General features: G+C 70.2%; 27 protein-coding genes. 15 read left to right on the top strand and 12 right to left on the bottom strand.

Annotated features, from left to right (window positions below; genetic code table 11):
• Nucleotides 1–298 precede the first annotated feature (298 nt).
• Nucleotides 299–964: a snapalysin gene (snpA, locus tag AB0C46_RS39745; protein ID WP_362833999.1), complete on the bottom strand. Its 666-nt coding sequence runs from the start codon at nucleotides 962–964 to the stop codon at nucleotides 299–301.
• A 218-nt stretch (nucleotides 965–1,182) separates the two neighbouring features.
• Here snpA and AB0C46_RS39740 point away from each other — a divergent pair, with 218 nt between their 5' ends.
• Nucleotides 1,183–2,142, top strand: a complete 960-nt coding sequence (locus AB0C46_RS39740) for a LysR family transcriptional regulator (RefSeq protein ID WP_362833998.1) — start codon at nucleotides 1,183–1,185, stop codon at nucleotides 2,140–2,142.
• 101 nt (nucleotides 2,143–2,243) lie between these two features.
• Here AB0C46_RS39740 and AB0C46_RS39735 read toward each other — a convergent pair whose 3' ends face one another.
• Together AB0C46_RS39735 and AB0C46_RS39730 are read right to left on the bottom strand one after the other, a co-directional pair.
• Nucleotides 2,244–2,378 (bottom strand): hypothetical protein, encoded by a 135-nt coding sequence (locus tag AB0C46_RS39735; protein ID WP_362833997.1) that lies wholly within the window; start codon nucleotides 2,376–2,378, stop codon nucleotides 2,244–2,246.
• 37 nt (nucleotides 2,379–2,415) lie between these two features.
• On the bottom strand, nucleotides 2,416–2,784 hold the full coding sequence (locus tag AB0C46_RS39730) for a YciI family protein (protein WP_362833996.1): 369 nt from the start codon (nucleotides 2,782–2,784) through the stop codon (nucleotides 2,416–2,418).
• A 322-nt stretch (nucleotides 2,785–3,106) separates the two neighbouring features.
• On the opposite strand from AB0C46_RS39730, the gene AB0C46_RS39725 reads away from it, so the two are divergent.
• Nucleotides 3,107–4,384 carry a cation:proton antiporter gene (locus AB0C46_RS39725; RefSeq protein ID WP_362833995.1) on the top strand — a complete coding sequence of 426 codons (1,278 nt, stop codon included), beginning with the start codon at nucleotides 3,107–3,109 and terminating at the stop codon, nucleotides 4,382–4,384.
• Nucleotides 4,385–4,402: 18 nt separating this feature from the next.
• On the opposite strand, the gene AB0C46_RS39720 is transcribed toward AB0C46_RS39725, so the two are convergent.
• Both AB0C46_RS39720 and AB0C46_RS39715 read right to left on the bottom strand, forming a co-directional pair.
• A complete protein-coding gene (locus AB0C46_RS39720) occupies nucleotides 4,403–5,851 on the bottom strand; it encodes a HAMP domain-containing sensor histidine kinase (RefSeq protein WP_362833994.1) in 1,449 nt (482 codons plus the stop codon).
• The gene (locus AB0C46_RS39715; RefSeq protein ID WP_362833993.1) at nucleotides 5,848–6,615 is read right to left on the bottom strand and encodes a response regulator transcription factor; all 768 of its coding nucleotides are present in this window, start codon (nucleotides 6,613–6,615) and stop codon (nucleotides 5,848–5,850) included. The genes AB0C46_RS39720 and AB0C46_RS39715 overlap by 4 nt, the downstream gene beginning before the upstream one ends.
• 180 nt (nucleotides 6,616–6,795) lie before the next feature.
• Between AB0C46_RS39715 and AB0C46_RS39710 the strand changes: the two genes are divergently transcribed.
• The 6 genes from AB0C46_RS39710 (at nucleotide 6,796) to AB0C46_RS39685 (ending at nucleotide 10,444) form a co-directional block, all read left to right on the top strand.
• Nucleotides 6,796–8,169 (top strand): ferredoxin reductase family protein, encoded by a 1,374-nt coding sequence (locus AB0C46_RS39710; protein WP_362833992.1) that lies wholly within the window; start codon nucleotides 6,796–6,798, stop codon nucleotides 8,167–8,169.
• 13 nt (nucleotides 8,170–8,182) lie between these two features.
• On the top strand, nucleotides 8,183–8,635 hold the full coding sequence (locus AB0C46_RS39705; protein ID WP_362833991.1) for an FMN-binding protein: 453 nt from the start codon (nucleotides 8,183–8,185) through the stop codon (nucleotides 8,633–8,635).
• 31 nt (nucleotides 8,636–8,666) lie between these two features.
• A complete protein-coding gene (locus AB0C46_RS39700; protein WP_362834004.1) occupies nucleotides 8,667–9,404 on the top strand; it encodes an FAD:protein FMN transferase in 738 nt (245 codons plus the stop codon).
• A gap of 174 nt (nucleotides 9,405–9,578) precedes the next feature.
• Nucleotides 9,579–9,725, top strand: coding sequence for a hypothetical protein (locus tag AB0C46_RS39695; RefSeq protein WP_362833990.1), 147 nt, complete (start codon nucleotides 9,579–9,581; stop codon nucleotides 9,723–9,725).
• Nucleotides 9,726–9,734: 9 nt separating this feature from the next.
• Nucleotides 9,735–10,010: a hypothetical protein gene (locus AB0C46_RS39690; RefSeq protein ID WP_362833989.1), complete on the top strand. Its 276-nt coding sequence runs from the start codon at nucleotides 9,735–9,737 to the stop codon at nucleotides 10,008–10,010.
• Nucleotides 10,007–10,444, top strand: a complete 438-nt coding sequence (locus AB0C46_RS39685) for a DUF488 domain-containing protein (protein WP_362833988.1) — start codon at nucleotides 10,007–10,009, stop codon at nucleotides 10,442–10,444. Before AB0C46_RS39690 ends, AB0C46_RS39685 begins: the two co-directional genes overlap by 4 nt.
• 210 nt (nucleotides 10,445–10,654) lie before the next feature.
• Here AB0C46_RS39685 and AB0C46_RS39680 read toward each other — a convergent pair whose 3' ends face one another.
• Both AB0C46_RS39680 and AB0C46_RS39675 read right to left on the bottom strand, forming a co-directional pair.
• On the bottom strand, nucleotides 10,655–11,098 hold the full coding sequence (locus AB0C46_RS39680) for an NUDIX domain-containing protein (protein WP_362834003.1): 444 nt from the start codon (nucleotides 11,096–11,098) through the stop codon (nucleotides 10,655–10,657).
• Between the two features lie 68 nt (nucleotides 11,099–11,166).
• Nucleotides 11,167–12,522: a tetratricopeptide repeat protein gene (locus AB0C46_RS39675; protein ID WP_362833987.1), complete on the bottom strand. Its 1,356-nt coding sequence runs from the start codon at nucleotides 12,520–12,522 to the stop codon at nucleotides 11,167–11,169.
• 223 nt (nucleotides 12,523–12,745) lie between these two features.
• Here AB0C46_RS39675 and AB0C46_RS39670 point away from each other — a divergent pair, with 223 nt between their 5' ends.
• From AB0C46_RS39670 to AB0C46_RS39655, 4 genes are all read left to right on the top strand, one after another.
• Nucleotides 12,746–13,495, top strand: a complete 750-nt coding sequence (locus tag AB0C46_RS39670) for a hypothetical protein (protein WP_362833986.1) — start codon at nucleotides 12,746–12,748, stop codon at nucleotides 13,493–13,495.
• 76 nt (nucleotides 13,496–13,571) lie between these two features.
• Complete coding sequence (locus tag AB0C46_RS39665; protein ID WP_362833985.1) at nucleotides 13,572–14,483, top strand: aminoglycoside phosphotransferase family protein; 912 nt, start codon at nucleotides 13,572–13,574, stop codon at nucleotides 14,481–14,483.
• Between the two features lies 1 nt (nucleotide 14,484).
• Entirely contained in the window at nucleotides 14,485–15,177 is a 693-nt protein-coding gene (locus tag AB0C46_RS39660) for a class I SAM-dependent methyltransferase (protein ID WP_362834002.1), read from the top strand.
• A 34-nt stretch (nucleotides 15,178–15,211) separates the two neighbouring features.
• On the top strand, nucleotides 15,212–15,757 hold the full coding sequence (locus AB0C46_RS39655; protein ID WP_362833984.1) for an HAD domain-containing protein: 546 nt from the start codon (nucleotides 15,212–15,214) through the stop codon (nucleotides 15,755–15,757).
• 241 nt (nucleotides 15,758–15,998) lie between these two features.
• Here the strand turns inward: AB0C46_RS39655 and sodN are convergent, their stop codons facing one another.
• Nucleotides 15,999–16,394: a superoxide dismutase, Ni gene (sodN, locus tag AB0C46_RS39650; protein ID WP_018087486.1), complete on the bottom strand. Its 396-nt coding sequence runs from the start codon at nucleotides 16,392–16,394 to the stop codon at nucleotides 15,999–16,001.
• A 168-nt stretch (nucleotides 16,395–16,562) separates the two neighbouring features.
• Between sodN and sodX the strand changes: the two genes are divergently transcribed.
• Complete coding sequence (gene sodX / locus AB0C46_RS39645; RefSeq protein WP_362834001.1) at nucleotides 16,563–17,033, top strand: nickel-type superoxide dismutase maturation protease; 471 nt, start codon at nucleotides 16,563–16,565, stop codon at nucleotides 17,031–17,033.
• On the opposite strand, the gene AB0C46_RS39640 is transcribed toward sodX, so the two are convergent.
• Nucleotides 16,937–17,566: a CGNR zinc finger domain-containing protein gene (locus AB0C46_RS39640; RefSeq protein WP_362833983.1), complete on the bottom strand. Its 630-nt coding sequence runs from the start codon at nucleotides 17,564–17,566 to the stop codon at nucleotides 16,937–16,939. The genes sodX and AB0C46_RS39640 overlap by 97 nt on opposite strands.
• A gap of 94 nt (nucleotides 17,567–17,660) precedes the next feature.
• Between AB0C46_RS39640 and AB0C46_RS39635 the strand changes: the two genes are divergently transcribed.
• Complete coding sequence (locus AB0C46_RS39635) at nucleotides 17,661–18,422, top strand: class I SAM-dependent methyltransferase (RefSeq protein ID WP_362833982.1); 762 nt, start codon at nucleotides 17,661–17,663, stop codon at nucleotides 18,420–18,422.
• Nucleotides 18,423–18,558: 136 nt separating this feature from the next.
• On the opposite strand, the gene AB0C46_RS39630 is transcribed toward AB0C46_RS39635, so the two are convergent.
• From AB0C46_RS39630 to AB0C46_RS39620, 3 genes are all read right to left on the bottom strand, one after another.
• On the bottom strand, nucleotides 18,559–19,311 hold the full coding sequence (locus AB0C46_RS39630; RefSeq protein ID WP_362834000.1) for an amino acid ABC transporter ATP-binding protein: 753 nt from the start codon (nucleotides 19,309–19,311) through the stop codon (nucleotides 18,559–18,561).
• Between the two features lie 47 nt (nucleotides 19,312–19,358).
• Complete coding sequence (locus tag AB0C46_RS39625; protein ID WP_362833981.1) at nucleotides 19,359–20,294, bottom strand: amino acid ABC transporter permease; 936 nt, start codon at nucleotides 20,292–20,294, stop codon at nucleotides 19,359–19,361.
• Nucleotides 20,295–20,359: 65 nt separating this feature from the next.
• Nucleotides 20,360–21,331, bottom strand: coding sequence for an ABC transporter substrate-binding protein (locus AB0C46_RS39620; protein WP_362833980.1), 972 nt, complete (start codon nucleotides 21,329–21,331; stop codon nucleotides 20,360–20,362).
• A 530-nt stretch (nucleotides 21,332–21,861) separates the two neighbouring features.
• On the opposite strand from AB0C46_RS39620, the gene AB0C46_RS39615 reads away from it, so the two are divergent.
• Nucleotides 21,862–23,085: an NADP-dependent malic enzyme gene (locus AB0C46_RS39615; protein ID WP_362833979.1), complete on the top strand. Its 1,224-nt coding sequence runs from the start codon at nucleotides 21,862–21,864 to the stop codon at nucleotides 23,083–23,085.
• Nucleotides 23,086–23,217 lie beyond the last annotated feature (132 nt).

Raw genomic sequence — 23,217 nt, 5'->3', positions numbered from 1 at the left:
GGGGGGGGGGGGGGGGGGGGGGGGGGGGGGGGGGGGGGGGGGGGGGGGGGGGCGGCGGGGGGGGGGGGGGGGGGGGGGGGGGGGGGGGGGGGGGGCCCCCCCCGCGGGGGGGCCCCCCCCCCCCCCCCCCACCACTTGGGCGGCGCAAGAGATGCGAGGGCTGGTGGGGTACGAGGGCCGGCCGCCAGGTTCCGGCACTCGACAGCCCCAGGCCGTTCGCGGACCCGGCCACCGTCAGCCGGGCCGGGTCCGCGGGCCTCCGCCGAACTTCGTTACTTCAGCGGGTCCGTGGGGCGCGTCAGGAGGCCTTGCCGAAGCGGATGCCCGCCAGGCCGTTGGCCCAGAGCTGGTCCACCTTGGCGCTCTCGTTCGCGTCCGGGTTGGCGTTCTGGCAGGACGTGCCGGGGCCGCCGCCGGACATCAGCTCGCTGCACGGGCCCTCGTAGTGGTCCGGCAGGCCCAGCACATGGCCGGTCTCGTGCGCGGTCACGCGCGTGGAGTTGTACTCCTGGTTCTGCTTGTAGTCCAGGAAGACGAAGCCCTTCCCGTGACCGTCGGTGCTGGCGTACGAGCCGCGCGGGTCGTCGCCCTCCCGGTACTCGAAGTCGCCGCCGCTGCCTTCCTGCAGCTTCACGTTCTGCACGGCGCCGTTCCAGATGGAGGTGCTCTGCGCTATCTGGTCCGCGAACTTCGGGGCCTTGCCGGCGTCGTAGGTGACGGTGACCGAGGCCGCGTCCGGGTGCGCCTTCATCTTGGCCTTGGCCGACTTGATCACGGCCTCGAAGAACGCCTTGGTGTCCGCCTTCTCGGCGGCCGAGCCGTTGTACGCCGCGATCGAAGCGGCGGTGCTGTGGGAGGAGTTGGTGGTGGAGGGGGAAGCTGCCGAAACCGGCGCCGCTGCTGCGAGCGCGGCGACGAGGCCCAGTCCGAGCGCTGCCGACAGCGCCGTCTTGGGAGATCTCATGTGGGGGCTCCTTAATTTCCGAGGGCCGTACGGTCGCCGTGTGGGGCGGCGACCGGGGCCCTGCGGATTTCTTGGTGCCGTTGAGTCTGGACGGAGTTCACCCGGGAGACGGAGATGTTAGGTGGCGATAGCACCAGTCAATAGCCTGCGAAAAAAACGGAGTTCAGACAGGTTTGAGAGTCTGGTGTGACGTATGCCGACGTCGTTATGCTCCGGACGTGGAGCTTGAGGTAAGGCATCTTCGCGCATTGTGCGCCATCGCCGACACCGGCAGCGTACGCAAGGCTGCCCGGCAGCTCGGCATGACCCAGCCTTCCCTGACCACCCAGCTCCACCGCATCGAGAAAGCCCTCGGTGGCCAGCTCTTCTTCCGTGAACCGAGCGGCAGCCGGCCCACACCGCTGGGGCATTCGGTCCTGTGCCGGGCCCGGCCGATAGTGGCCGAAATGCGGGCACTTATTGACGAGGTTGCCTCGGCCTCGCAGCGCGAACAGGGCGCACGGCTGCACATCGGCAGCACCAACAGCCCCGCCGTCGCCGGCTGGCTGCGCCGGCTACGGGTACGGCTGCCGGAGACGGACACCACGATAAGAACCGATGTGTCCGCCAACGCCCTGCTGCACATGGTCGCGACGGGACAGCTCGACGCCGCCTTCGTCCATGAGGTCGAGGGGGCGCCCCTCCGGGTCCCCGACAGCCTGGCCGAACACGAACTCATCGCCAGGGAGCCGCAGTTCATCGCCCTGGCGGACACCCACCCCGCGGCCGCCCGGGAGGTCATCCGGGTGGCGGACCTCGCCGACGACCAGTGGATGGTCGACCCGGCCGTGGACGGCGAATGGGCCGGACTGCGCCGCATCTGGGCCGCGGCCGGTATCAACCCCCGGGTCGTGCACGGCGACTACCTCACCACGGTGGACCTCGTCACGGCCGGCGAGGTGGTCACCCCCTGCCAGCCGACCGCCCGCTCCCGCCACGGTATGGCGATCCGCCCCCTGTACGGCGATCCGCTGGCCGTCCGCCTGTTCATGGCCTGCCGCCAGGACGACACCCCGGCCGCCCCGGCGGACGACCTGTTCGCCGACCTGACCGCCTCGTACATGGAGATCGCCTGGGCGAGCGAGGCCTACCGGGCATGGCTGGTACGGCACGACGGACCGCTGCCCGTAGGGAGCTAGAGCTAGAGCTAGAGCTAGAGCTAGAGCTAGAGCTAGAGCTAGAGCTAGAGCTAGGGCGAGGGCGACGACGGCAGGAACGGCCGGTGTCAGGGACGCCGTGGCTACGTCGCCCGCCCGTCTTCTCCCTGTTCCGCCGCCCGCTCCTCCAGGAGGGCCCGCTCACGGGTGTTGCGGGTCAGTGCGGCGGCGCGCAGGAACTCCTCCCGGGCCTCCGCCGCCCGGCCCCGCCGCGGCAATCCGGCACCGCGGAAACGGGGGCCCGGGAAGGCCGTCTCAGGCAGCGTCCCCCGGCGGCTCCTCCAGCTGCCGGATCTCGGAGGTCAGCGTCCACTCGTCCCCGTGCATCCGCAGGAACCGCGTCGCCCACGCGACCGCCTCCTCCTTCGACGCGGCCTGGAGGAGGACGTATCCGCCGATGACCTCCTTGGCCTCGGTGAACGGCCCGTCGGTCGCGGTGACCTTGCCGTCCGACAGATGCAGCCGGGTCCCCTGCGCGGTCGGCGTGAGCCCCGCGGTGTCCAGCAGCACCCCGGCCTTGGTCATCTCATCGAGCAGCTTGCCCATCTCCGCCATCAGCTCCGGGCTGGGCCCACCGGCCGGCACGGTGTTCTCGTCGATCTTGAGCAGCATCATGAAGCGCATGGCCATCTCCTCGGCATAGGTGCGTCCGTCGTCACGGGGGCGTCGTCACGGGGGCGTCGTCATGGGGGGAGCCGGAACCAATGGCCCGAATCCACCCCCCTTTACTAACGCGACGAACGATCTCCGCCGGGATCGACACCGCCGGGAGATTTTCTGGGAACTTTTTTCGGGGCCGGGCTCCCGACGACCGGGCCGGAGGCGGCGGCCCCGTCCGCCAACCGTGTGAAAGCCGAGGGCCCGGCCTCCCGGGAACGGCCGGGCAGCGGGGTGATGGCCGAGAGTGGGACGCCCGAGCGCCGGCGCGGCGAAGCCTGGAGACCCTGTGGACGGCACCCTTTCCCTGGTTCTGCTCCTGCTGTTCCTGTGGTGCCTGTGCTCGCGGCGGATGGAGCGCTTCGAACTCACCGCGCCGGCCGCCTTCGTCCTGCTGGGCCTGCTGCTGGGCGAGGGCACCGGGGTCCTCGACCTCGCCCTCCCGCACGAGACGGTCAAGGTGCTCGCGGAAATCACCCTGGTCTGGGTTCTCTTCACCGATGCCGCGCGGCTCTCCTTCCGCTCCCTGCGTCCGGAACTCGGCCTCTACGTACGGCTGTTGGGGATCGGGCTGCCGTTGTGCGTGGGCCTCGGCGCGCTGCTGGCGTCCGTCCTCCTGCCCGGTGTTTCGGGCTGGTCCGCCCTCTATGTCGGGGCCGCGCTCGCTCCGACGGACGCCGCGCTCGGCGCCACGATGATGGTCAACCCCGTGGTGCCCGCGAAGATCCGCCGGGTCATCAACGTGGAGAGCGGCCTCAACGACGGCATCGCCACACCGCTGGTGGTGCTCGCCCTGGCCGGGGTGTCCGCGGCCGAGCACACCGCCGGACCGGATGCCACCGGCCATGCCCTGGTCCAGCTCGCCGTCGGTGCGGCGTACGGCGCGGTGATCGGGCTGGCCGCCGGCTGGCTGCTGCGCACCACGCTCCGCAACGGCTGGGCGGCCGAGGACTTCGCCGGCGCGGGCGTGCTGGCCCTCTCCCTCCTCGGCTACACCTCCGCCCTCGCGATCGGCGGCAACGGCTTCGTCGCCGCCTTCGTCGCCGGCCTGGCGTTCGGCACGACGCACGGGGCGCCACCGCGGGTGCTGCTGTACGTGGAGCAGTCCGGGGCGCTGCTCTCCGTGCTGGTATGGCTGGTCTTCGGCGCTGTGCTGCTTCCGGCGGTGTTCGCCCACGTCACCTGGCAGGCCGTGGTCTATGCCGTCCTGAGCCTGACGGTGATCCGCATGGTGCCGGTGGCGCTGTGTCTGGCCGGCAGCGGTCTGGACGCCCGGACGGTGTGGTTCATCGGCTGGTTCGGCCCCCGCGGACTGGCCTCGATCATCTTCGGCCTGCTCGCGGTCGAGGAACTCACCCCCGCCGGTGCCCGCCCGGTACTCCCGGTGATCGCCTGCACCGTACTGCTCAGCGTCCTCGCCCACGGCCTCACCTCCGCGCCCCTGGCGAACCGCTACGGACGGGCGGCGGCGGCCGGGACCACGGGCGAACCCACCGCGCCGACGGAGGAACTGCCGGTCCGGGGAATGGCGGCCGGCGGCCTCCACCACGGTGCGCACCGCGGGTAGCCGGGCCCGCCGTCGGGGCTACGGTTCCTCGGCACGGGGGAGCCACACCTGGAACGCGGTGTGGCCCGGACGGCTGGTCAGGGCGACGCGCCCGCCGTGCGCAGTGGCCACCGCCTGCGTGATGGCCAGGCCCAGGCCCGTGCCGCCCGCGCTCCTCGAACGCCCGTTGTCGGTGCGGACGAACCGGTCGAAGACCTCGGACTGCAGCTTCTCCGGAACGCCGGGTCCGTCGTCCTGGACCAGGATCTCCACCTCGTGGTCCCGTTCGGTGAGGCCCACTGTCACCCGGGTGCCCGGCGGAGTATGGGTGCGGGCGTTCGCGAGGAGGTTGGTGAGCACCTGCTGAAGTCCGCGTTCGTCGCCCCGCAGCACCACGGGTTCCTCGGGAAGCCGCAGAACCCAGTGGTGCTCCGGTCCGGTGGCGTGGGCGTCGCTCACCGCGTCGAGGACCAGACGGGTCAGGTCCACCGGCTCGGTCGCCAGCGGGCGTCCCGCGTCCAGCCGGGCGAGCAGCAGCAGATCGTCCACCAGCTCACCCATGCGCACGGATTCGCAGCGGACCCGGCCGAGGGCGTGCCGCACCTCGTCCGGCACCGGCCCGCGGCTGCGCAGGGCCAGCTCCGCGTGCCCACGGATCGTGGCCACGGGGGTCCGCAGCTCATGGCTGGCGTCGGCGGCGAACCGGCGCAGCCGCTGTTCGCTGGCGAGCCGGCGGGCGAGCGACTCCTCGACGTGCTGCAGCATCCGGTTGAACGCGCGGCCGACCCGGCCCACCTCGGTTCGGGGGTCGGTGTCCGGGACGCGCGGCGGCATCGCCACCTCGCCTCCGGCGAGCGGCAGTTGAGCCACCCGCGAGGCCGTGGCCGCCACCCGTCGCAGCGGGCGCAGCGACAGCCGGACCCATACCGCGCCCGCGATCCCGGTGACCAGCAGCGCGGCCCCGAACACCACCGCCTCCACCAGCTGCAGCCGGCTCACGGTGTCCGCGACGGGCTGCAGCGGCAGCCCGGTGATCAGCACATCACCGGCCGGGCCCCGTACCCCCATCACCCGGTACTCGGCGAGCGTGGAGAGCCGGATGCTGCGGCCGCGGGCGTCCGCCGGCACCTGTGCCAGCACCCGGCGGTCGGCGCCGGTGAGCGGCACCGGGGTCTCGGTCCGTTGGCCGACCACGGCGGCCTGGGTCACCGTTCCCCCCAGCACACAGGCGCCGAAGGTGCCGGCGGCCTGTCCGCGGGTGTCGGGGCCACCGCTGTTCCGGCCGGACACCTTGGCCGGGTCCAGGCTCGCCGGGAAGTGGCCGCCGACGGTGGTCAGCTGCTGATCGAGCCGGCGTACCAGGAAGCCTTCGAGGGCGGCGGTGGTGGCCACGCCGACCGCGAGGCAGCTCAGCGCCAGCAGGGCCACCAGGCCGACGGTGAGCCGTGCCCGGAGGCTGCGCAGGGCGAAGACGGCGGGGAGCTTCATCGCGGGGCCGACTTGAGGACGTAGCCGACCCCGCGCACCGTGTGGATCACCGGGGAATGCCCGGCGTCGATCTTCTTGCGCAGATAACTGATGTAGAGCTCGACCACATGGGCCTGACCGCCGAAGTCATAGCTCCACACCCGGTCGAGGATCTGGGCCTTGCTGAGCACCCGCCGGGGGTTGCGCAGCAGAAAACGCAGCAGCTCGAACTCGGTCGGCGTCAGATCCACCACCTGTCCGCCGCGGGACACCTCACGGGCGTCCTCGTCCATCACGAGGTCGCCGAAGGCCAGCAGCTTCGTGGTGTCCGTGGACCGGGTCATACCGGCCCGGCGCAGCAGCCCGCGCAGCCGGGCCAGCACCTCTTCCAGGCTGAACGGCTTGGTGACGTAGTCGTCGCCGCCCGCGGTGATGCCGGCGATACGGTCCTCCACGGCGTCGCGGGCCGTCAGGAACAGCACGCACACCCCCGGCGCCTGGGCGCGCAGCCCCCGCAGGACCTGGAGCCCGTCGATGTCGGGGAGCATCACATCCAGCACCACCGCGTCGGGCCGGAAGTCATGGCCGGTGCTGAGCGCCTCCTCCCCGGTGCCTGCGACGCGGACCTCCCAGCCCTCGGAGCGCAGTACGTCGGCGAGGATTCCGGCCAGGTCGGGTTCGTCGTCGACGACGAGCACCCGCACCGGCGTGCCGTCGGGACGGTGCAGACCGGGCAGGGCGGCGGAACCGGGCAGGGCGGCGGAAGGGGCATCGGGCGTGTCCATGGTCCCGGCAGTATCCCGCCCCAAGCTCTGAGTTCTCTCTGAGTCTCCGCCGGAGGGCTCCGTGGCTCCCGGTTCAGCGGAAACCCAGAAGTTGCGCTGCCACGGTGTGCCCACCGACGGGGCCGCCGCCCGGCGCAGGACTCCGCCGGTGGCCTGTTCCGTTCGCCGAGGGGAGTCTTCATGACCACCGTCCCGCACACCCGCACCGGCGGGCCCGTCCCACAACCCGCGCCACCGCCGCCCCGGTGGCCCCGGCGCGTTCCCGCGGAAGGGGTCCTGGTGGTGGTCTTCGGCGGTGCCGTCGCCGTGCTCGCCCTGTGGTGGCGTCATACACCGTCGGTCGTCGGCCTGGACGGCTGGCTGACCGGCGCGGGCCGGATCACCGGGCTGCTCGCGGGCTATGCCTGCGCGGTCCTGCTCGCCCTGATGGCGCGGGTGCCGGTGCTGGACCGGGTGGTGGGCACCGACCGGCTCGCCCGCTGGCACGCGACGGGCGGGCGGTACACCGTGTTCCTCGCCCTCGCCCACACCGCGCTGATCATCTGGGGTTACTCGGTCACCTCGCGCACCAACGTGGTCGACCAGACGACGACCCTGGTGTTCCAGTACCAGGACATGCTCCTGGCCACGATCGGCCTGCTGCTGCTCGTCGGTGCGGGGGTGGTGTCCGCCCGCGCCGCACGCCGCCGCATGAGCTATGAGACCTGGCACTCTCTGCACTTCTGCACCTATCTCGCGGTGTACCTGGCGTTTTTCCACCAGCTGTCGAACGGCGAGGACTTCGTGTCCGACCGGCCGGCGCAACTCGCCTGGTACACGCTGTACCTCGGAGTGGCGGCGCTGCTGCTGTGGAACCGCTTCCTCACCCCCCTGCGGCGGGCGCTGCGGCACCGGCTGCGGGTCGCCGCGGTCCACCCGGAGGCCCCCGGGGTCGTGTCCGTCTACGTCACGGGCCGGCGGCTGGCGGAACTGGGGGCGCAGCCCGGCCAGTTCTTCCGCTGGCGCTTTCTCGCCCCCGGCCAGTGGTGGACCGCCAACCCGTTCTCGCTCTCCGCGCCGGCCGGCCCGCGCCATCTGCGGATCACCGTGAAGGAGGCCGGCGGCCACAGCCGGGCGGTGGCCCGGCTCCGGCCCGGTACGCGGGTGTGGGCGGAGGGGCCCTACGGGGCCTTCACGGCCGCCCGCCGGAGCAGTTCGAAGGTGCTGCTGCTGGGCGGCGGTGTCGGGATCACCCCACTGCGGCCGCTGTTCGAGACCCTGTCCGGCGAGGTGACCCTGGTGTACTTCGCCCGGCGTACGGAGGACCTCGCGCTGCGCGGCGAGCTGGAGGAGATAGCTGCCGCCCGCGGCGCGCAGGTGCACTACGCGGTCGGCGAAGGGGCCGGGAACTCCCTGCCGCTGACGGCGGACGCGCTGGGCGATCTGATCCCGGACCTGGCCTCCCACGACGTCTATCTGTGCGGGCCGCCCGGGATGACCGAGGCCGCCAAGAGCGCCCTGCGCGGCGCCGGAGTGCCGCGCCGCCGCATCCACCACGAGTCGTTCGCGTTCTGAGGAGGACCGCACCATGAAACGAGCCGTTGCCGCCACCACCGCCACCGTCGCCGGTCTCTTCCTGATGCTGGCCCTGAAGCCGCACCAGAGTCCGCCGCCCGCAGCAGCCCCGCCGGCCGGGCTCGCCCCCAGCGCGTCACCGAGCGGCGTCCCGAGCGGTGCCCCGAGCGGCGCCCCGTCCGCCCCGGAGCGCGACGGGACTTCGGGGACCTTCACCGGGGACACCATCGACACCCGGCGCGGCCCGGTGCAGGTGCGGGTCACCCTGGTCAAGGGCAGGCTCACCGCGGTCACCGTGCTCAAGGGCGAGCACGACGAGGGCCCCAGCGCCGATGCCGTACCCCGGCTCACCCAGGAGGCGCTGGCCGCGCAGAACGCGAAGATCGACGCCGTGTCCGGTGCGACGTTCACCAGCCAGGGCTATATTTCCTCGCTGCAGAGCGCACTGGACCGTGCCCGTGGCTGAGCCCGGCACGGTGCGCCATGCCGAGCACGCCATGGGCACCGTGTTCTCCTTCGACATCCGCGGCGCACCGACGCGCGCGGTCACCCGGGCCCTGGCCGACGCCGTGGCCTGGCTGTACCGGGTGGACGAGGTCTTCTCGACCTATCGCGCCGGCAGCCAGATCAGCCGCCTGGGCCGCGGCGAGCTGACGGAGCAACAGTGCGACCCCGAGGTGGCCGAGGTCCTTGAGCTGTGCCGGGCCGCCGCGCGCTCCAGCAGCGGCTGGTTCTCCGCCACCGCCGGTGGCCGCCTCGACCCGTCGGCGGTGGTCAAGGGCTGGGCGGTCGAGCGTGCCTCGCAGCTGCTGTACGACGCGGGCGCCCGTCATCACAGCGTCAACGGCGGCGGCGACATCCAGACCCGGGGTGAGGCCGCGCCCGGCCGGCCCTGGCAGATCGGCGTCGCCCACCCGCTGTGTCCCGGTGACCTCACCACGCTGGTCACCGGCCGGGACCTGGCCGTCGCGACGTCCGGTACCGCCGAGCGCGGCCCGCACATCCTCGACCCGCACACCGGCCGGCCGGCGACGGGCCTTGCGTCGGTCACGCTGGTCGGCCGCCATCTCACCGAGGTGGACGCGCTCGCCACGGCCGCCTTCGCCATGGGGGACGCCGCTCGCGGGTGGCTGCGGTCGCTGGCCGGGATCGAGGCCTTCGCGGTCACCACGGACGCACGGGCGTGGTGGACACCCGGTTTCGCCGCCTACGGCGAGGTCCCGGTGCCCGCCTGAGAACAAAAGAAGACCGCACCCGCTCCGTCATTGCCGCCGTGCTCGGCGGTATGCGGACCGGGTGCGGACAGATCGGCTGGGCCACCCGCGCAGCCGCGGGTCCGCCTGTGCCGGGTCAGGCCTTCTTGGTCTCCTAGTGACAGGGCGGGGCGGTGACCTGCGGGGAGGTTTCCTGTGGGGCGCCTGGGAAAGGAACTGGGCGCGCGCACCGAAGACCTCACCTGCTATGTCGACGGACGGGTGCGGTACGACCTTCTTTCCCGGACCTCGGATTTCGCCAGTGGCATCAAGCGCCTGTGGAACGGTTCGCAGGGCGAGTGAATCGCTGTCATGTGCACCGAAAAGGAACCACTCGACTGCCATCGTTGCGTGCTTGTCGCGCGAGTCCTCGAAGAGTACGGGATCACTGTCGAACACATTCATGGCGACGGGCACGTCGAAGGCCACGCCTCGGCAATGCGACGCCTGATGGCTAATTTTGGGCTGGATCAGGAAGATCTTTTCCGGACCTCGACTGAGCGCCTCCAAGAAGCTCTTGACCGTCAGGAACAACGGATCGCGTATGTCAATGAGGAGCTTCGCGTCGACGGGAAACTGGAAAGATGAAACTTTACACCATCGGGTTCACGAAGAAGTCCGCCGAAAAGTTCTTTGGGTTATTGCGCGAAGCTGGAGTGACAGCACTGATTGATGTTCGACTCAACAACGTCTCACAACTGTCCGGTTTCGCCAAGCGTGATGATCTGAGGTACTTCCTGAGTGAGATCTGCGGTGCGCAGTACACCCATTGCACCGAGCTGGCCCCGACCAAGGAAATGCTCGATGCCTACAAGAAGCGGGGTGTCGGCTGGGCGTCCTACGAGGAACGATTCCTCGAATTGATGAAGGTTCGTCAGGTTGACGATATCATTCAGCGGGAAGCGATTGACAACGCCGTCCTGCTCTGCAGTGAGGACGATGCGCGGTATTGTCATCGCCGGCTGGTCGCGGAATATCTCGCACAGCAGTGGGATGACGTCACAATCGAGCACCTGGCGTGAGTGGCGGCGCTGGTATGCCGTGCCTGAGCGAATATGAAAAGTAGATCGTCAGGTGGGAATTGAACCCTGCCGAGCAGAGGAACCGAGAGTCCGCCGCGCGGCGTCCTAGCCGTGTGCGCGGTGCTGCGGAGCAGGGCTGTTGGTGATGCCAGTGGCTAAGCGTGGAAAACGGACTTCGATGGCGTGGTGACCGCAAGACGGCTGCTATCACTACCGCCAGCCGTCGAGGGAGACGTCCGGTCCTCCCGCGAGGTACCGGTGAAGGGCGCTTGCTGTGGTCGCCACAAACTCCTCCGGAATGGCGTGGGCGTCTACCCACCGGACCTGGGCGTGTTTCCGCGGCTCGCGGTTCTCCGGTTCGCCGGTCCATTCGTGGGCCGCGAAGACGACGGTGAGGAAGCCGTTGGGGGATTCGACTCCGTAGGCGCTGTGGATGATGTGGGCGACCTTTAGCGCCTGCGGTTTCACGGTCAGTCCGGTCTCCTCGTAGAGCTCGCGGAGTGCGGTTTCCGTGATTGGCTCGCCCGGTTCACTCTTGCCGACCGGGAGGTCCCACATGCCTTGGGCGAACTTGGCGTTCTCGCCGCGTTGCAGGAGGACCACGCGGTTGGTGGCTTTGTCGTGGACGATGACGGCGGCGACGAGCAGGGTCATCGAGTCGAGCGCGGGCGGGAGCGGGTCTGCCACGGCTGGTGTCCTTTCGTCGGCTGATTGTCGGCAGCCTAGGTCAGTGCTTCCCTTGCGTGGCGGGCGAGTTCGGCCGCGCCGGGGACTTTCCGACGCTGGTAGATGGCGAGGGTGGAGCGGATCGAGGTGATCGCTTTGCGGGTGCGGTCGGAGGTCATGCCTTCCATGAGCACGAGGGCTTGGGTCCAGGCGGCGACAGCCTCGTCGGCGCGGGCCTGGGCGGCAAGGCTGTCGCCCAGGTCGGCGTGGGTGAGGGCGTGGACGCGTTTGTACTTCGTCGGGTCCCAGCGGGTGAGGGCGTCGCGGTGCCGCCGCTCGGTGCCCACGTGGTCGGCGAGGTCAGTCAGTGTGCGGGCGGTGTGGCTGGCCACGGTGCCGGCGGCAGGGCCGCTTACGCGTGAGTAGGTGGGCTGTGGCCCGTCGTCGCATAGGAGGGCGTCCTCCGCTGCGAGCAGGGCGCGTGCGGCCAGGGGGTTCTCGCCGACGGCGGCGTAGGCGCGGGCGTGGGTGATGTGGAGGAGGGCTTCGGTCTGGCCGTCGATATGGCCGGCGCCTTGGGTGAGCGCGGCTTTGGCGAGGTCGACGCAGTGGTGGGGCTGTTTGAGGCTGAGGGCCTGGTGGGCGAGGGCGCGCATCATCCAGGCGGCGTGGCCGTGCGGGTCGGCTTCACACGCGAGCCGGTAACCGACCTGGTAGTAGCGCTGGGCGGCGCCCTCCTGACCGAGGTCGTGGTGCTTCCACCCTGCGAGGTAGGTGAGTTCGGCGACTGCGCCGAACGCAGCCCGACGTAATTCGTTGCTGGGGAAGCGCCCCTTCAGCATGGGAGCGGCGGTGTCGGCGAGATACGCGGTCACCGTGGTCAGGCCGTGGCCGCCGCCAAGGCGCTCGTCGGCGGCGCTGAAGGCCGCGGTGATCTGGCGTACGACGTCCACGTCCTCTGTGCCGAACAGGGCCGTGCCGGTGCGGGCGCGGAGCATTCGGGCGGTGGCTTCGTAGTCGTAGCCGAGCGGCATGGCGACGCCGGCGGTGGTGAACGCCGCGATGGCGAGGAAGCGGCGGCGCTCGACGTCGGCGCGGCCCAGGTCGGTGACGGCGAGGACGGGGTCGGATTCCGCCAGTTCCTCGGCCTCGCCGGTATGGAGGCCGATCTCGGTCTGGGTGATCGTGCGTCCGGCTCGGCGGGACAGTGCTTCGGCAAGGTATTGGCCTACCCGGCCCGAAGGAGAACGGGTGCCGTTCACCCAGTGCGAGATGGCCGACTTGTTGGTCTGGAGGATCTCGCCGTTCTCGGCGGCGATGCGTCGCACATCTCTGGCGAGAGCCTCGTAGGTGCAGTCGACCGCGTCGATGGCGTCGCGCAGACGGGAATTGGGGGCTCTCTGCGCCGCCACGATCGCCTCCGCTCCGGAGCTGTAAACCGCGTATACCGCTTCAACTGCCTTCCACCGTACCCACTGAGCGTGACCACCGGTTCACTTATCAGCAGCCGCCCGGAAACGGCGCGACCGTGATCCAGGCTCCCCCTTGGTCCGGGCGGCTCCCCGAAGTTCCGTACGCCCACACCAGGTTCGGGCATTCCTGTGCCCGGCCCGGACGATCAGAGACGGAGACACGGTGACCACCATCGACACCATGGCCATCAAGGTCGAGCTGCCCGAAGCGTTCGACCCGCGCTGGAGCCGCCTGCCCGGCATCCAGGTCGACGGCCGACGCATCACGATCGACCCGGCCGAGTACTTCTTCCGCTTCGAGTCGAACACGTGGCTCGCCGCCGACTGGGAGCTGGTCAAGTCCCAGCTCCTCGGCGTGGACGAGACGACCGAGAGCGCGGTCGAGCAGCTCGCGCTCGACTTCATCAAGAACCACGGCGAGTCCACCTCTGACGCCGCTCGCGTCCTGGCCACCGCGTACGAGGTGTACGCCTACCTCTTCCGCGACGAGCACCTCGCCGGCCTCGGACTCCCGCAGATCACGGCCGACCACCTGCGGATGCTCCGCGAGGCGGCCACACTCATGGCGCTCAACAAGGTCGAACTGGACGGGCACATCTCCAACGTCGGCCCGTGCTGGTTCTTCCCCGCCGCCACCTCCGTCGTCTTCGACCTGGACGACGAGATGGGCGGGATGCTCGACGAGGTCTACCACGGCGGCTGGTTCAACGAGCACCGCCGGATCGAGTCCATCAAGGCCCACGCCGCGCTCGGTGGACGCCTGGTGCACGGCTGCCAGTCCGTACCGGACCAGACCGGTGGTGTCGTCGCGCCCTACGGCGCCTCGATGGCGAACTTCCGCGACGACCTCGCCGCGTTCAAGGCGGGCTGGATCGAGCAGGTCTACGCCCACCGCGTGAACCCCGCCGCGTAACCCCTACCCGATCAGGTTCCGGGGCGGGCCGGCCCACTTGCCCGCCCCGGACGCCTCCAACCGACCGGAGCCCCCGATGAGCCCGAACCCCAGCGCCGAACTCCTCGACAACCTGATCACCGTGACCGGCCAGGCCACCGCGGTACGGGAGGAGGTGCGCGTGTGGTCGATGTCCGGAGTCGAGCGCGTGACCTTCCCCGACGGCTCCACGGCCATCTTCAAGTACGCCAAGAAGCCCTTCGACAGCGAGGACCAGGCCCTCCGCCTGGCCCACACCCTCGGCGTTCCCGTCCCCCAGGTCCACGCCTCCGCAGTTCTGGACGGCTGGCTCGGCATGCTCATGGAGGACCTCGGACCGTCCGTGCGCGAGGCCGACGACCTGGACGGCGTCGCCGCAGCCGTGGTCCTGCACGGCACCCGCACGGCTCCTCCCTTGCCCGTCCTGGGCCAGGAGCGGCTGAGCAAGCTGCCGGCCCGGGCCCTGGAGCACCTCGGACGGCTGCGGAAGGCCGACCGGTGGCAGGACGCCGACGACGTCGAGGACACGCTCGGCAGGATCGCCCAAGCAGCCGAGACCCGCTCGGGCGGAGCAAGGATGGAGCCCTTCGGCTGGGTGCACTCCGAGTTCCACCCCACTAGCCTCCACATCGGCGAGCACGGCTGGCGACTGCTCGACTTCGCCCGCGCCTTCACCGGTCCCGGCCTGCTCGACCTCGCCAGCTGGCACGGCACCGTCGAGCCCCCGCATCCCGTGCGCCTGCGCGTGTTCCTGGAGCAGTACGTCAGCGCCGGCGGCACCCCTGACGCCCTTGCCCCGCGCAGCGGGCTCACCGCCGAGAACTGGGCCCTGGGCTGGCACCGCATGTGGGCCGTCGAGTGGTTCATGGAGCAGGCCATCCGCTGGATCGACGACCCGGCAACCGACCCCGCCTACATCAAGGCCGTCCGACGCCACCTCAGCGATGTCCTCCACCTCTTTGAGATCTGACGTGCTCGCCCAGGCTTCCCCGTGGCACGCCCACGCCCTTCAGCGCACCGCCGCCGGACGTGCCGAACCCCTCGCCGTACCCGCCCGGATGGAGTGGACCACGAGACCAGGACAGGGGCCCGGCGCCGAGGCCCTCGGCCCCGACCTGCGCGGCAAGCGACTCCTCGAACTCGGCTGCGGCCCCGGTCACAACGCTGCCCACCTCGCCACCCGCCACGGTGCCCACGTCACCGGCGTCGACCTGGTCGGCCTCCAGGTCCGTCGCGCCCGTTCCCACTACGGGCGGCTGAACAACCTCACCTTCGTCGCCGGTCATGCCCTGCACTACCTGCACGTCTCGGACGAGCAGTTCGACGCGATCTACTCCGTCTTCGGCGCCGTCGGGCTCGTCGCCCCCGAACTCCTTCTCCCGGCCATCGCCCAGCGCCTCACGCCCGGCAGGGTGCTCGTTTTCTCCGTCCCCCACCCGCAGCGCGGCGGCCGAAGCCCCGCTGCCGACGACCGGCCCCGCCGCGACCACGTCACCCTCCCCGACCGAACCCGGCTCCCCATCGCTCGCTGGGAGTTCGCCACCGACTCCTGGGAGAAGCACCTCAGCCGGGCGGGCTTCTGGCTCACCGCATCCCAGGAGTTCCACGACCCCCGCATGGGCCACTGGCCCACCACCTTGCTGATCCGCGCTCGCAGGCTCTGACAGCCATTCGCCCCGGCTTCCCCCGGAGGAACCGATGCGCTCGCCCTACCTGCTCCTCGACATCGACGGTGTCCTCATCCCCTTCCCCGACGCAGACGGCTCGCCCCCGGCCACCCACGCCCGCCACGACGTCGTCCCCACTGGCCGGAGCGCCGACAACCCGGTCACCGTCTGGCTCGACCCCGCCCACGGCCCCATGCTCATGGACGTGATCCGTACCGGCCTGGTCACCCCCGTCTGGTGCACCAGCTGGCGCCAGGACGCCGCCACCCTCATCGGGCCCCTACTGGGCCTCCCGCCTCTGCCACACGTCGACCTGCCGCGTTCGCAGATCACCACCAGCCACCCCAACGGCTACCTCTGGAAGCGCGACCACGTTGATGTCTGGCTGACAGACGCCCCCGCCGTCTGGATCGACGACGACTTCACCAGCCTCGACCACACCTGGGCGGCGGAGCGCACCGCCAAAGGAACGGCGACTCTCCTCGTTCAGCCCGACCCACACCTCGGGATGCAGCCCGAGCACCTGACAGAGGTCACGACGTGGGTCTCGCAGTCACCCACAGCCCGTGCCGCCTGACGACTGGTGCCCTCGCTACCACGGGCAGCGAGGGCATCACGTTCGCCATTCAGAAACTGAACGGAAGGCATCGCTTCCTCAGGGAGCGAGCCGGGCGTTCCCCGAGGGGACACTTCTGCTGCCATAGAAGAAGACCGCACCCGCTCCGTCATGGCCGCCGTGCTCGGCGGTATGCGGACCGGGTGCGGTCAGGTGGGCGGGACGACCCGAGAGAGTGCAGGTCAGGCCGCCCAGGCCAAGATCAGGCCTTCTTGGTCTCCCAGAAGATCTTGTCGATCTGGGCGATGTAGTCCAGGGCCTTCTGACCGGTGGCCGGGTCGTGGGAACCCTTGGCGGCGCTGAGGGCCTTGAGGGTGTCGTTGATCAGCTGGTGCAGCTCCGGGTACTTCTCGAAGTGCGGCGGCTTGAAGTAGTCGCTCCACAGCACCGAGACGTGGTGCTTGGCCAGCTCGGCGCGCTGCTCCTTGATCAGGACGGCGCGGGTGCGGAAGTCCGCGTCCTCGTTGGCCTGGTACTTCTCCTGGACGGCCTTGACAGACTCGGCCTCGATGCGGGCCTGGGCGGGGTCGTACACGCCGCAGGGCAGGTCGCAGTGGGCGCTGACCTTGACCTTGGGGGCGAACAGGCGGGAAAGCATGTTCAGTCCTTCCTCGTGATCGTCTTCTCACGTGCGAGATTACTCGGTGCGGGAAGGCTTTTCTCGGGCGGGCCGGGGGTCTTAGGGCAAAAGTCCGGTGGCACGCTGGGACTGTTGGAGGATGGGCCGGTGAGCGGGTCGGACCGGGGCTGGACCGGGAGGTACGGGATGCCGGAGCGGGTGCACGAGCGTGAGCCGGAGCGGGGCGCGGACGCGGATACGGGGCACGGGAGGGGCGGAATCCTTCGCGCCTTCGGGCTGGCCGAGGTGTACAACCCGTCGATGGTGCCGACGCTGCAGCCCGGCGACCAGCTGGTGGTGCGGTACGGCGCGGCGGTGCGGCCCGGTGACGTGGTCGTGCTGCGGCATCCGTTCCGGCAGGATCTGCTGATCGTCAAGCGGGCCGTGCAGCGGCGCGACGGCGGCTGGTGGGTCCAGGGGGACAACCCGTTCGTCGAGAACGACAGCCGGGAATTCGGCGTGGTCCCGGACGAACTGGTCATCGCCCGTGCCTGGGTGCGGGTACGGCCGCCGCGGGGGATTCAGCGGTCGGTCGCCGGGGTGCTGTCCTGGGCCGTGTCGGCGGTCCGGCCGGTACGGGCCGCCCGCTCGCTCTCCAGGCGTTTGCGGGCGCGGTAGGCGGCGACGTTGGCGCGGGTGGCGCAGCGGTCGGAGCAGTAGCGCCGGGAGCGGTTGGTCGAGGTGTCCAGGTAGACGTTGCGGCAGGGCCGCGCCTCACAGATGCCCAGCCGGTCCACGCCCAGTTCGGTGAGGTGGAAGGCCAGCCCCATACAGGCGGTCGCGGTGAAGCCGGCGGTCGCGTTGGCGGCGTGGTCGGCGATGTGCATGTGCCAGTCGGGGCGGCCGTTGTCGTCCCGGAACTCGTGGCCGGAGATCTGCGGGCTGACGGGAAACTCCATCATCAGGGCGTTGAGCAGGTCCACGGCCAGCACCTCGTCGCCGGAGTCGGCGGCCTCGAAGATGGCGCGCAGCCGGGCGCGGACCGTGCGCAGCCGCGTGACGTCGCTGTCGGTCGCGCGCCGGGCGGCCTGCTGGGCGTGGCCGAAGAGTTCCCGTACGACCTCGACCGAGGTGAGGGTGTCGGTTCCGCGCTCGGGCTGCTCGGTGTTGACCAGTCGCACGGCATAGTCCGAGTAATAGGCCAGTTCCACTTGTAGTCCTTACGGGCGGAGGCTAGGGTGCGGATACGTGCTTGTAGTAAGGGGTGTCCTCACTACGAGGGTATTACGGCCTGGAAGGGAAGCGATGACCGAGACCGTCGTCGGCGCCGATTGGCAAGCCTGGCAGAACAGTTGGGACCGCCAGCAGGAGTGGTACCTCCCCGACCGCGAGGAGCGGTTCCGGGTGATGCTGGACATGGTCGAGGCGCTGGTGGGTCCCGAGCCCCGGGTGCTGGACCTGGCATGCGGCACGGGCAGTATCTCCGACCGGCTGCTGAAGCGGTTCCCCAGGGCCGAGAGTGTGGGCGTCGATCTGGATCCCGCGCTGCTGGCCATCGCGGAAGGGTACTTCGAAGGCGAGCCCCGGGTCCGCTTCGTACGGGCCGATCTCAAGGACCCGCAGTGGACGGCGCAGCTGCCGCACGACTCGTACGACGCGGTGCTCACCGCCACCGCGCTGCACTGGCTGTACACCGAGGATCTGCGCGGGCTGTACGGGCAGCTCGGCACCCTGGTGCGGGACGGCGGCGTCTTCATGAACGCCGACCACATGCCCGAGGAGGGCACCCCGCGGATCAACGCCGCCGAGCGGGCCTTCCGGCATGCGCGGATGGATGCGGCGAAGGCGTCCGGCGCCGTCGACTGGGCCGAGTGGTGGCAGCTGGCGGCCGCCGACCCGCGGCTGGCCGCGCCGACCGCCGAGCGCTTCGAGATCTACGGCGAGCATGCGGACGGCGACACCCCGTCGGCCGCGTGGCACGCCGCCGTGCTGCGCGATTCGGGATTTGCGGAGGCCCGGCCGGTGTGGGCCTCGCCCACCGACGCCCTGGTACTGGGCCTGAAGTAGGCCGCCCGGCAGACAGGAGCGCGCCGTCGCGGCGGAATCCTCCGCCATGACGGCGCGCGACCGAACGGGGGCGTCCGGCGGTGCCTGTCGCACCCGCCGGATCACCCCGTACGGCACCCTGTCCGCAGCAGGAGCGCTACAGCACCTTCGACAGGAACGACTTCGTCCGCTCGTGCTGCGGGTTGCCGAGGACATCGCGCGGGTGGCCGGATTCGACCACCACACCGTCGTCCATGAAGACCAGCGAGTCGCCGACCTCACGGGCGAAGCCCATCTCATGGGTCACGACGATCATCGTCATACCGTCCGCGGCCAGGTCCTTCATGACGTCCAGGACGTCACCGACCAGCTCCGGGTCGAGGGCCGAGGTCGGCTCGTCGAAGAGCATCAGCTTCGGCTCCATCGCCAGCGCACGGGCGATGGCGACGCGCTGCTGCTGGCCGCCGGAGAGCTGCGAGGGGTAGTTCCCGGCCTTGTCGGCGAGGCCGACGCGGTCCAGGAGCTTGGTCGCGCGTTCCCGGGCGGCGGCCTTGCTCTCGCCCTTGACCTGGATCGGCGCCTCCATGATGTTCTCCACCGCGGTCATGTGCGGGAAGAGGTTGAAGCGCTGGAAGACCATGCCGATGTCGCGCCGGCGGGCGGCGACCTCCCTGTCGCGCAGCTCGTAGAGCTTGCCGTTGTGCTCGCGGTAGCCGACCAGTTCGCCGTCGACGGACAGCCGGCCGGCGTTGACCTTCTCCAGGTGGTTGATGCAGCGCAGGAACGTCGACTTGCCGGAGCCGGACGGGCCGATCAGACAGAAGACCTCCCGCGGCGCGACCTCCAGGTCGATGCCCTTGAGGATGTGGGCCGCGCCGAAGGACTTGTGGACGCCCTCGGCCTTGACCATCGGGCCGCCGCTCGTGCCGGCGGCCTTGCTCGTCGTGATCTTGCTGGTCATCCCATACCTCCGGGGCGGTTGAAGCCGCCGGACAGCCTCGACTTGGCGCGCTGCAGCGGGGTGAGCGGAAGCTGGCGGCTGGAGCCGCGGGCGTAGTAACGCTCCAGGTAGTACTGGCCGATGCTGAGCACCGTGGTGGCGATGAGGTACCAGGCGGCCGCGAGGATCAGCATCTCGACCACGACACCCGAGTCGCGTCCGACGTTCTGCGCCGCCTGCAGCAAATCGTAGTACTGGACGGCGATGACCAGGGAGGAGGTCTTGAGCATGTTGATGACCTCGTTGCCGGTCGGCGGCACGATCACCCGCATCGCCTGCGGCACGATGATCCGGCGCAGCGTCTTGGCGTGGCTCATGCCCAGCGCGTGCGCCGCCTCGGTCTGGCCCTCGTCGACGGCGTTGAGGCCGGCCCGGCAGATCTCCGCCATGTACGCCGCCTCGTTGAGGCCCAGGCCCAGCAGCGCGCACAGGAACGGGGTCATGAAGTCCGACCACTCGTCCTTGTAGATCGGCATGATGTCGATGTACTGGAAGACGAGGCCCAGGTTGAACCAGAGGAACAGCTGGACATAAACCGGCGTGCCGCGGAAGAACCAGACGTAGAACCAGGCGACCGTCGAGGTGACCGGGTTCTTGGACTGGCGCATCACGGCCAGGATCACACCACCGACGATGCCGATGATCATCGAGAGCACGGTGATCAGCAGGGTGTTGCGCAGGCCCTTGAGGATGTCCGCGTTGAACATGTACTGGGGGATGGCGTCCCAGTTGACGTCCGCGGTGGCGAAGGCCCGGCCGAGGGCGGCGATCAGCCCGATGACGACGATCGCCGCCACCCAGCGCCCGTAATGGCGCACCGGGATGGCTTTGATGGACTCGGGCGGCGGAGCATCTGACGGCGGCTGGGCCGACTTGTCGACGTCAACTGACACGGGTGTTGCCTTTCAGCATTCGGCGGGAGGTGCGCGGAGCGGACGGGGCGGCGTGCGGCGGCTCATCAGCCGCCGTTGAGCTGCACCTTCTTGACCGCGGCGTCCTTGACGTCCCACTTGTCCAGGACCTTGGCGTACGAGCCGTTCTTGATCGTGCGTTCCACGGCGGCCTGCAGCGCGTCCCGCAGCTGGTCCTGGCCCTTGGGGACCGCGATGCCGTACGGGGCCGCCTTCAGCGGCGCACCGCCGACCATCTGGAAGTCCTTGCCGTGGCCGGAAACCTTCACCGCGTACGCCGCGACCGGGTAGTCGCTGGAGACGGCGTCCACGCCGCCGGTACGCAGCCGGGTCTGGGCCTCGGAGTCGTTGTCGAACGCCTCGATCGCGATCGGCTCCGCGTCGTTGGACTCACAGGCCTTCGACTTGTCCTTGGCCAGGTCGTGCGAGACCGTGCCGCGCTGCACCGCGATCTTCTTGCCGCACAGCGTTTCCCAGCCGTCGACGCCGTTGGTCTTGCCCTTCCGGGTGTAGAGCGAGACGCCGACGTCGAGGTAGTCGATGAAGTCGACGCCCGTGCCGATCTTCTTGCCGGTGTTGCTGTCGATGCCCTCCTGGCGCTCCTTGGTGTCCGTCATCGCCGACATCGCGATGTCGTAGCGCTTGGACTTCAGGCCGCCCATGAGGGTGTCGAAGGTGGCGTTGTTGAAGTTGAGCTTGATGCCCAGCTCCTTGCTCATCGCCGCCGCGAGATCCGGGTCGATGCCCTCGATCTTGCCGTTGGAGCGGAACTCCACCGGCTTGTAGGTGATGTCCGAGCCGACCTGGAGGAAGCCCTTTTCCTGGACGTCCTTGGGCAGCGTCTTGAACAGCGGGGCATGGACGTTGCGGCTCTTCTTCGCCTCACGCTTGGCGATGGCCTCATTCGTCTGGTCACCGCAGGCGCTGAGCAACAGCAGCGAGGCGGCGACCGCAGTCGCGGCGGCCGCGGCTGTGCGAGACCTGCCGGCGGCCGAGCGACGGGTGGTGCTTGCGGTCATGCTGATCCTCCTGCGGATGGAGAAGCCGACGTGACAAAAGGGCCGGGGCACACCTTCGGGCGTCGCGACCTCGGTTGGTGACGGAATCCTGCCATCCGGACTCCGTTATTCGGACTCCCGTTCAGGTCAAAATCGGATAACGGACGGGGACGCCGAGGCGGCGGCCAGATGTCACATGGAAGCTTTCCCGTCGGTGAACGGCCCGGGACGGGCGGGTCCGCTCCGGGCGTCTCGGAATCCGGATAGGGGGAGGAGGGCTCTTCTGGGTTTTTTGTGCATTTCGCCGTTATTGTCGGAACTCTCAACCCGAGAGTAATGAATCTGACTCGTCGGGGCCCGCGCCCGTCAGGTAGAAAGGTGCGTTACACCCCTCATCCGGGGCTCAGGGCGCGTGTGCGGCGCGCCCGGCGTCCGTACCTCCCCCCGCGCGGCAGGCATCTGTTGCGCAGGGCGCGGACGCGGTGCCCGCCCACCCCTCAACCAGGGAGTGGCCACCCTCAGCAGATTTACGAATAAAAGGGGTAAGACAAGTGGCAGCGGAGATCGTCAATCCTCGCAGCGACAGCAATTCCGGTGCGGACGCGGGCAGTGCGCCCGACGGCGCCTTCGATCCGGCCTTCGCGCTGCATCGCGGCGGCAAGATGGCCATTCAGGCGACCGTGCCGGTCCGGGACAAGGACGACCTGTCCCTCGCCTACACACCGGGCGTCGCCAAGGTGTGCAGCGCCATCGCCGAGCAGCCCGAGCTGGTGCACGACTACACCTGGAAGTCCCAGGTCGTCGCCGTGGTCACGGACGGCACCGCGGTGCTCGGCCTGGGCGACATCGGCCCGGAGGCCTCCCTCCCCGTGATGGAGGGCAAGGCCATCCTCTTCAAGCAGTTCGGTGGCGTGGACGCGGTGCCGATCGCGCTCGGCACCACCGACACCGACGAGATCATCGAGACCGTCGTCCGGATGGCACCGTCCTTCGGCGGCGTGAACCTGGAGGACATCTCGGCGCCGCGGTGCTTCGAGATCGAGCGCCGCCTCCAGGAGGCGCTGGACATTCCGGTCTTCCACGACGACCAGCACGGCACCGCCGTGGTCACCCTGGCCGCGCTGCGCAATGCCGCCAAGCTCACGGACCGTTCGCTCGGCCAGCTGCGGGCGGTCATCTCGGGCGCCGGTGCGGCCGGTGTCGCCATCGCCAAGATCCTCATCGAGGCGGGCATCGGAGACGTCGCGGTCTGTGACCGCAAGGGCGTCGTCTCCACCGACCGCACCGACCTCACGGACGTCAAGCGCGAGGTGGCCGGCTTCACGAACAAGGGCCGCCTCACCGGCTCGCTGGAGGACGCGCTGGACGGCGCCGATGTCTTCATCGGTGTCTCCGGCGGCACGGTGGCGGAGGAGGCGGTGGCGAAGATGGCGAAGGACTCGCTGATCTTCGCGATGGCCAACCCCACCCCGGAGATCCACCCGGACGTCGCGCACAAGTACGCGGCCGTGGTCGCCACCGGGCGCAGCGACTTCCCCAACCAGATCAACAACGTGCTGGCCTTCCCGGGCATCTTCGCCGGTGCCATGCAGGTGCGGGCCTCGCGGATCACCGAGGGCATGAAGCTCGCCGCCGCCGAGGCGCTGGCCGCCGTGGTCGCCGATGAACTCAGCGCCGACCGGGTCATCCCCTCGCCGTTCGACGAGCGGGTCGCACCGGCCGTCACCGCCGCCGTCGCGGCCGCCGCCCGCGCCGAGGGCGTGGCGCGCCGCTGACCGCGCCCTCGCGCGCGAAGTACGCCGACGGGCCGGGCCCGCCCCCCCCACCCGGGGGGGCGCCGCCCCCCGCGGGGGGGCGGGCGGGCCCGGGCGGGGCGGGGGGGGTGACGGCCCCGCGCCGGGGCCCCA

It is taken from the genome of Streptomyces sp. NPDC048637 (assembly GCF_040650675.1).
In the GTDB taxonomy this organism is placed as follows: Bacteria; Actinomycetota; Actinomycetes; order Streptomycetales; family Streptomycetaceae; genus Streptomyces.
The sequence above is the reverse complement of the archived record's forward strand: the minus strand, read 5'-3'. Positions and strand labels throughout refer to the sequence as shown.

What these genes read in the sequence shown, in the direction of transcription:
- snpA (WP_362833999.1), bottom strand. Translation starts at nt 964, where the DNA reads ATGAGATCTCCCAAGACGGCGCTGTCGGCAGCGCTCGGACTGGGCCTC.
- AB0C46_RS39730 (WP_362833996.1), bottom strand. Translation starts at nt 2,784, where the DNA reads ATGCGCTTCATGATGCTGCTCAAGATCGACGAGAACACCGTGCCGGCC.
- AB0C46_RS39720 (WP_362833994.1), bottom strand. Translation starts at nt 5,851, where the DNA reads ATGAAGCTCCCCGCCGTCTTCGCCCTGCGCAGCCTCCGGGCACGGCTC.
- AB0C46_RS39715 (WP_362833993.1), bottom strand. Translation starts at nt 6,615, where the DNA reads ATGGACACGCCCGATGCCCCTTCCGCCGCCCTGCCCGGTTCCGCCGCC.
- AB0C46_RS39710 (WP_362833992.1), top strand. Translation starts at nt 6,796, where the DNA reads ATGACCACCGTCCCGCACACCCGCACCGGCGGGCCCGTCCCACAACCC.
- AB0C46_RS39705 (WP_362833991.1), top strand. Translation starts at nt 8,183, where the DNA reads ATGAAACGAGCCGTTGCCGCCACCACCGCCACCGTCGCCGGTCTCTTC.
- AB0C46_RS39700 (WP_362834004.1), top strand. Translation starts at nt 8,667, where the DNA reads ATGGGCACCGTGTTCTCCTTCGACATCCGCGGCGCACCGACGCGCGCG.
- AB0C46_RS39690 (WP_362833989.1), top strand. Translation starts at nt 9,735, where the DNA reads ATGTGCACCGAAAAGGAACCACTCGACTGCCATCGTTGCGTGCTTGTC.
- AB0C46_RS39685 (WP_362833988.1), top strand. Translation starts at nt 10,007, where the DNA reads ATGAAACTTTACACCATCGGGTTCACGAAGAAGTCCGCCGAAAAGTTC.
- AB0C46_RS39680 (WP_362834003.1), bottom strand. Translation starts at nt 11,098, where the DNA reads ATGACCCTGCTCGTCGCCGCCGTCATCGTCCACGACAAAGCCACCAAC.
- AB0C46_RS39665 (WP_362833985.1), top strand. Translation starts at nt 13,572, where the DNA reads ATGAGCCCGAACCCCAGCGCCGAACTCCTCGACAACCTGATCACCGTG.
- AB0C46_RS39655 (WP_362833984.1), top strand. Translation starts at nt 15,212, where the DNA reads ATGCGCTCGCCCTACCTGCTCCTCGACATCGACGGTGTCCTCATCCCC.
- sodN (WP_018087486.1), bottom strand. Translation starts at nt 16,394, where the DNA reads ATGCTTTCCCGCCTGTTCGCCCCCAAGGTCAAGGTCAGCGCCCACTGC.
- sodX (WP_362834001.1), top strand. Translation starts at nt 16,563, where the DNA reads ATGCCGGAGCGGGTGCACGAGCGTGAGCCGGAGCGGGGCGCGGACGCG.
- AB0C46_RS39635 (WP_362833982.1), top strand. Translation starts at nt 17,661, where the DNA reads ATGACCGAGACCGTCGTCGGCGCCGATTGGCAAGCCTGGCAGAACAGT.
- AB0C46_RS39630 (WP_362834000.1), bottom strand. Translation starts at nt 19,311, where the DNA reads ATGGTCAAGGCCGAGGGCGTCCACAAGTCCTTCGGCGCGGCCCACATC.
- AB0C46_RS39620 (WP_362833980.1), bottom strand. Translation starts at nt 21,331, where the DNA reads ATGACCGCAAGCACCACCCGTCGCTCGGCCGCCGGCAGGTCTCGCACA.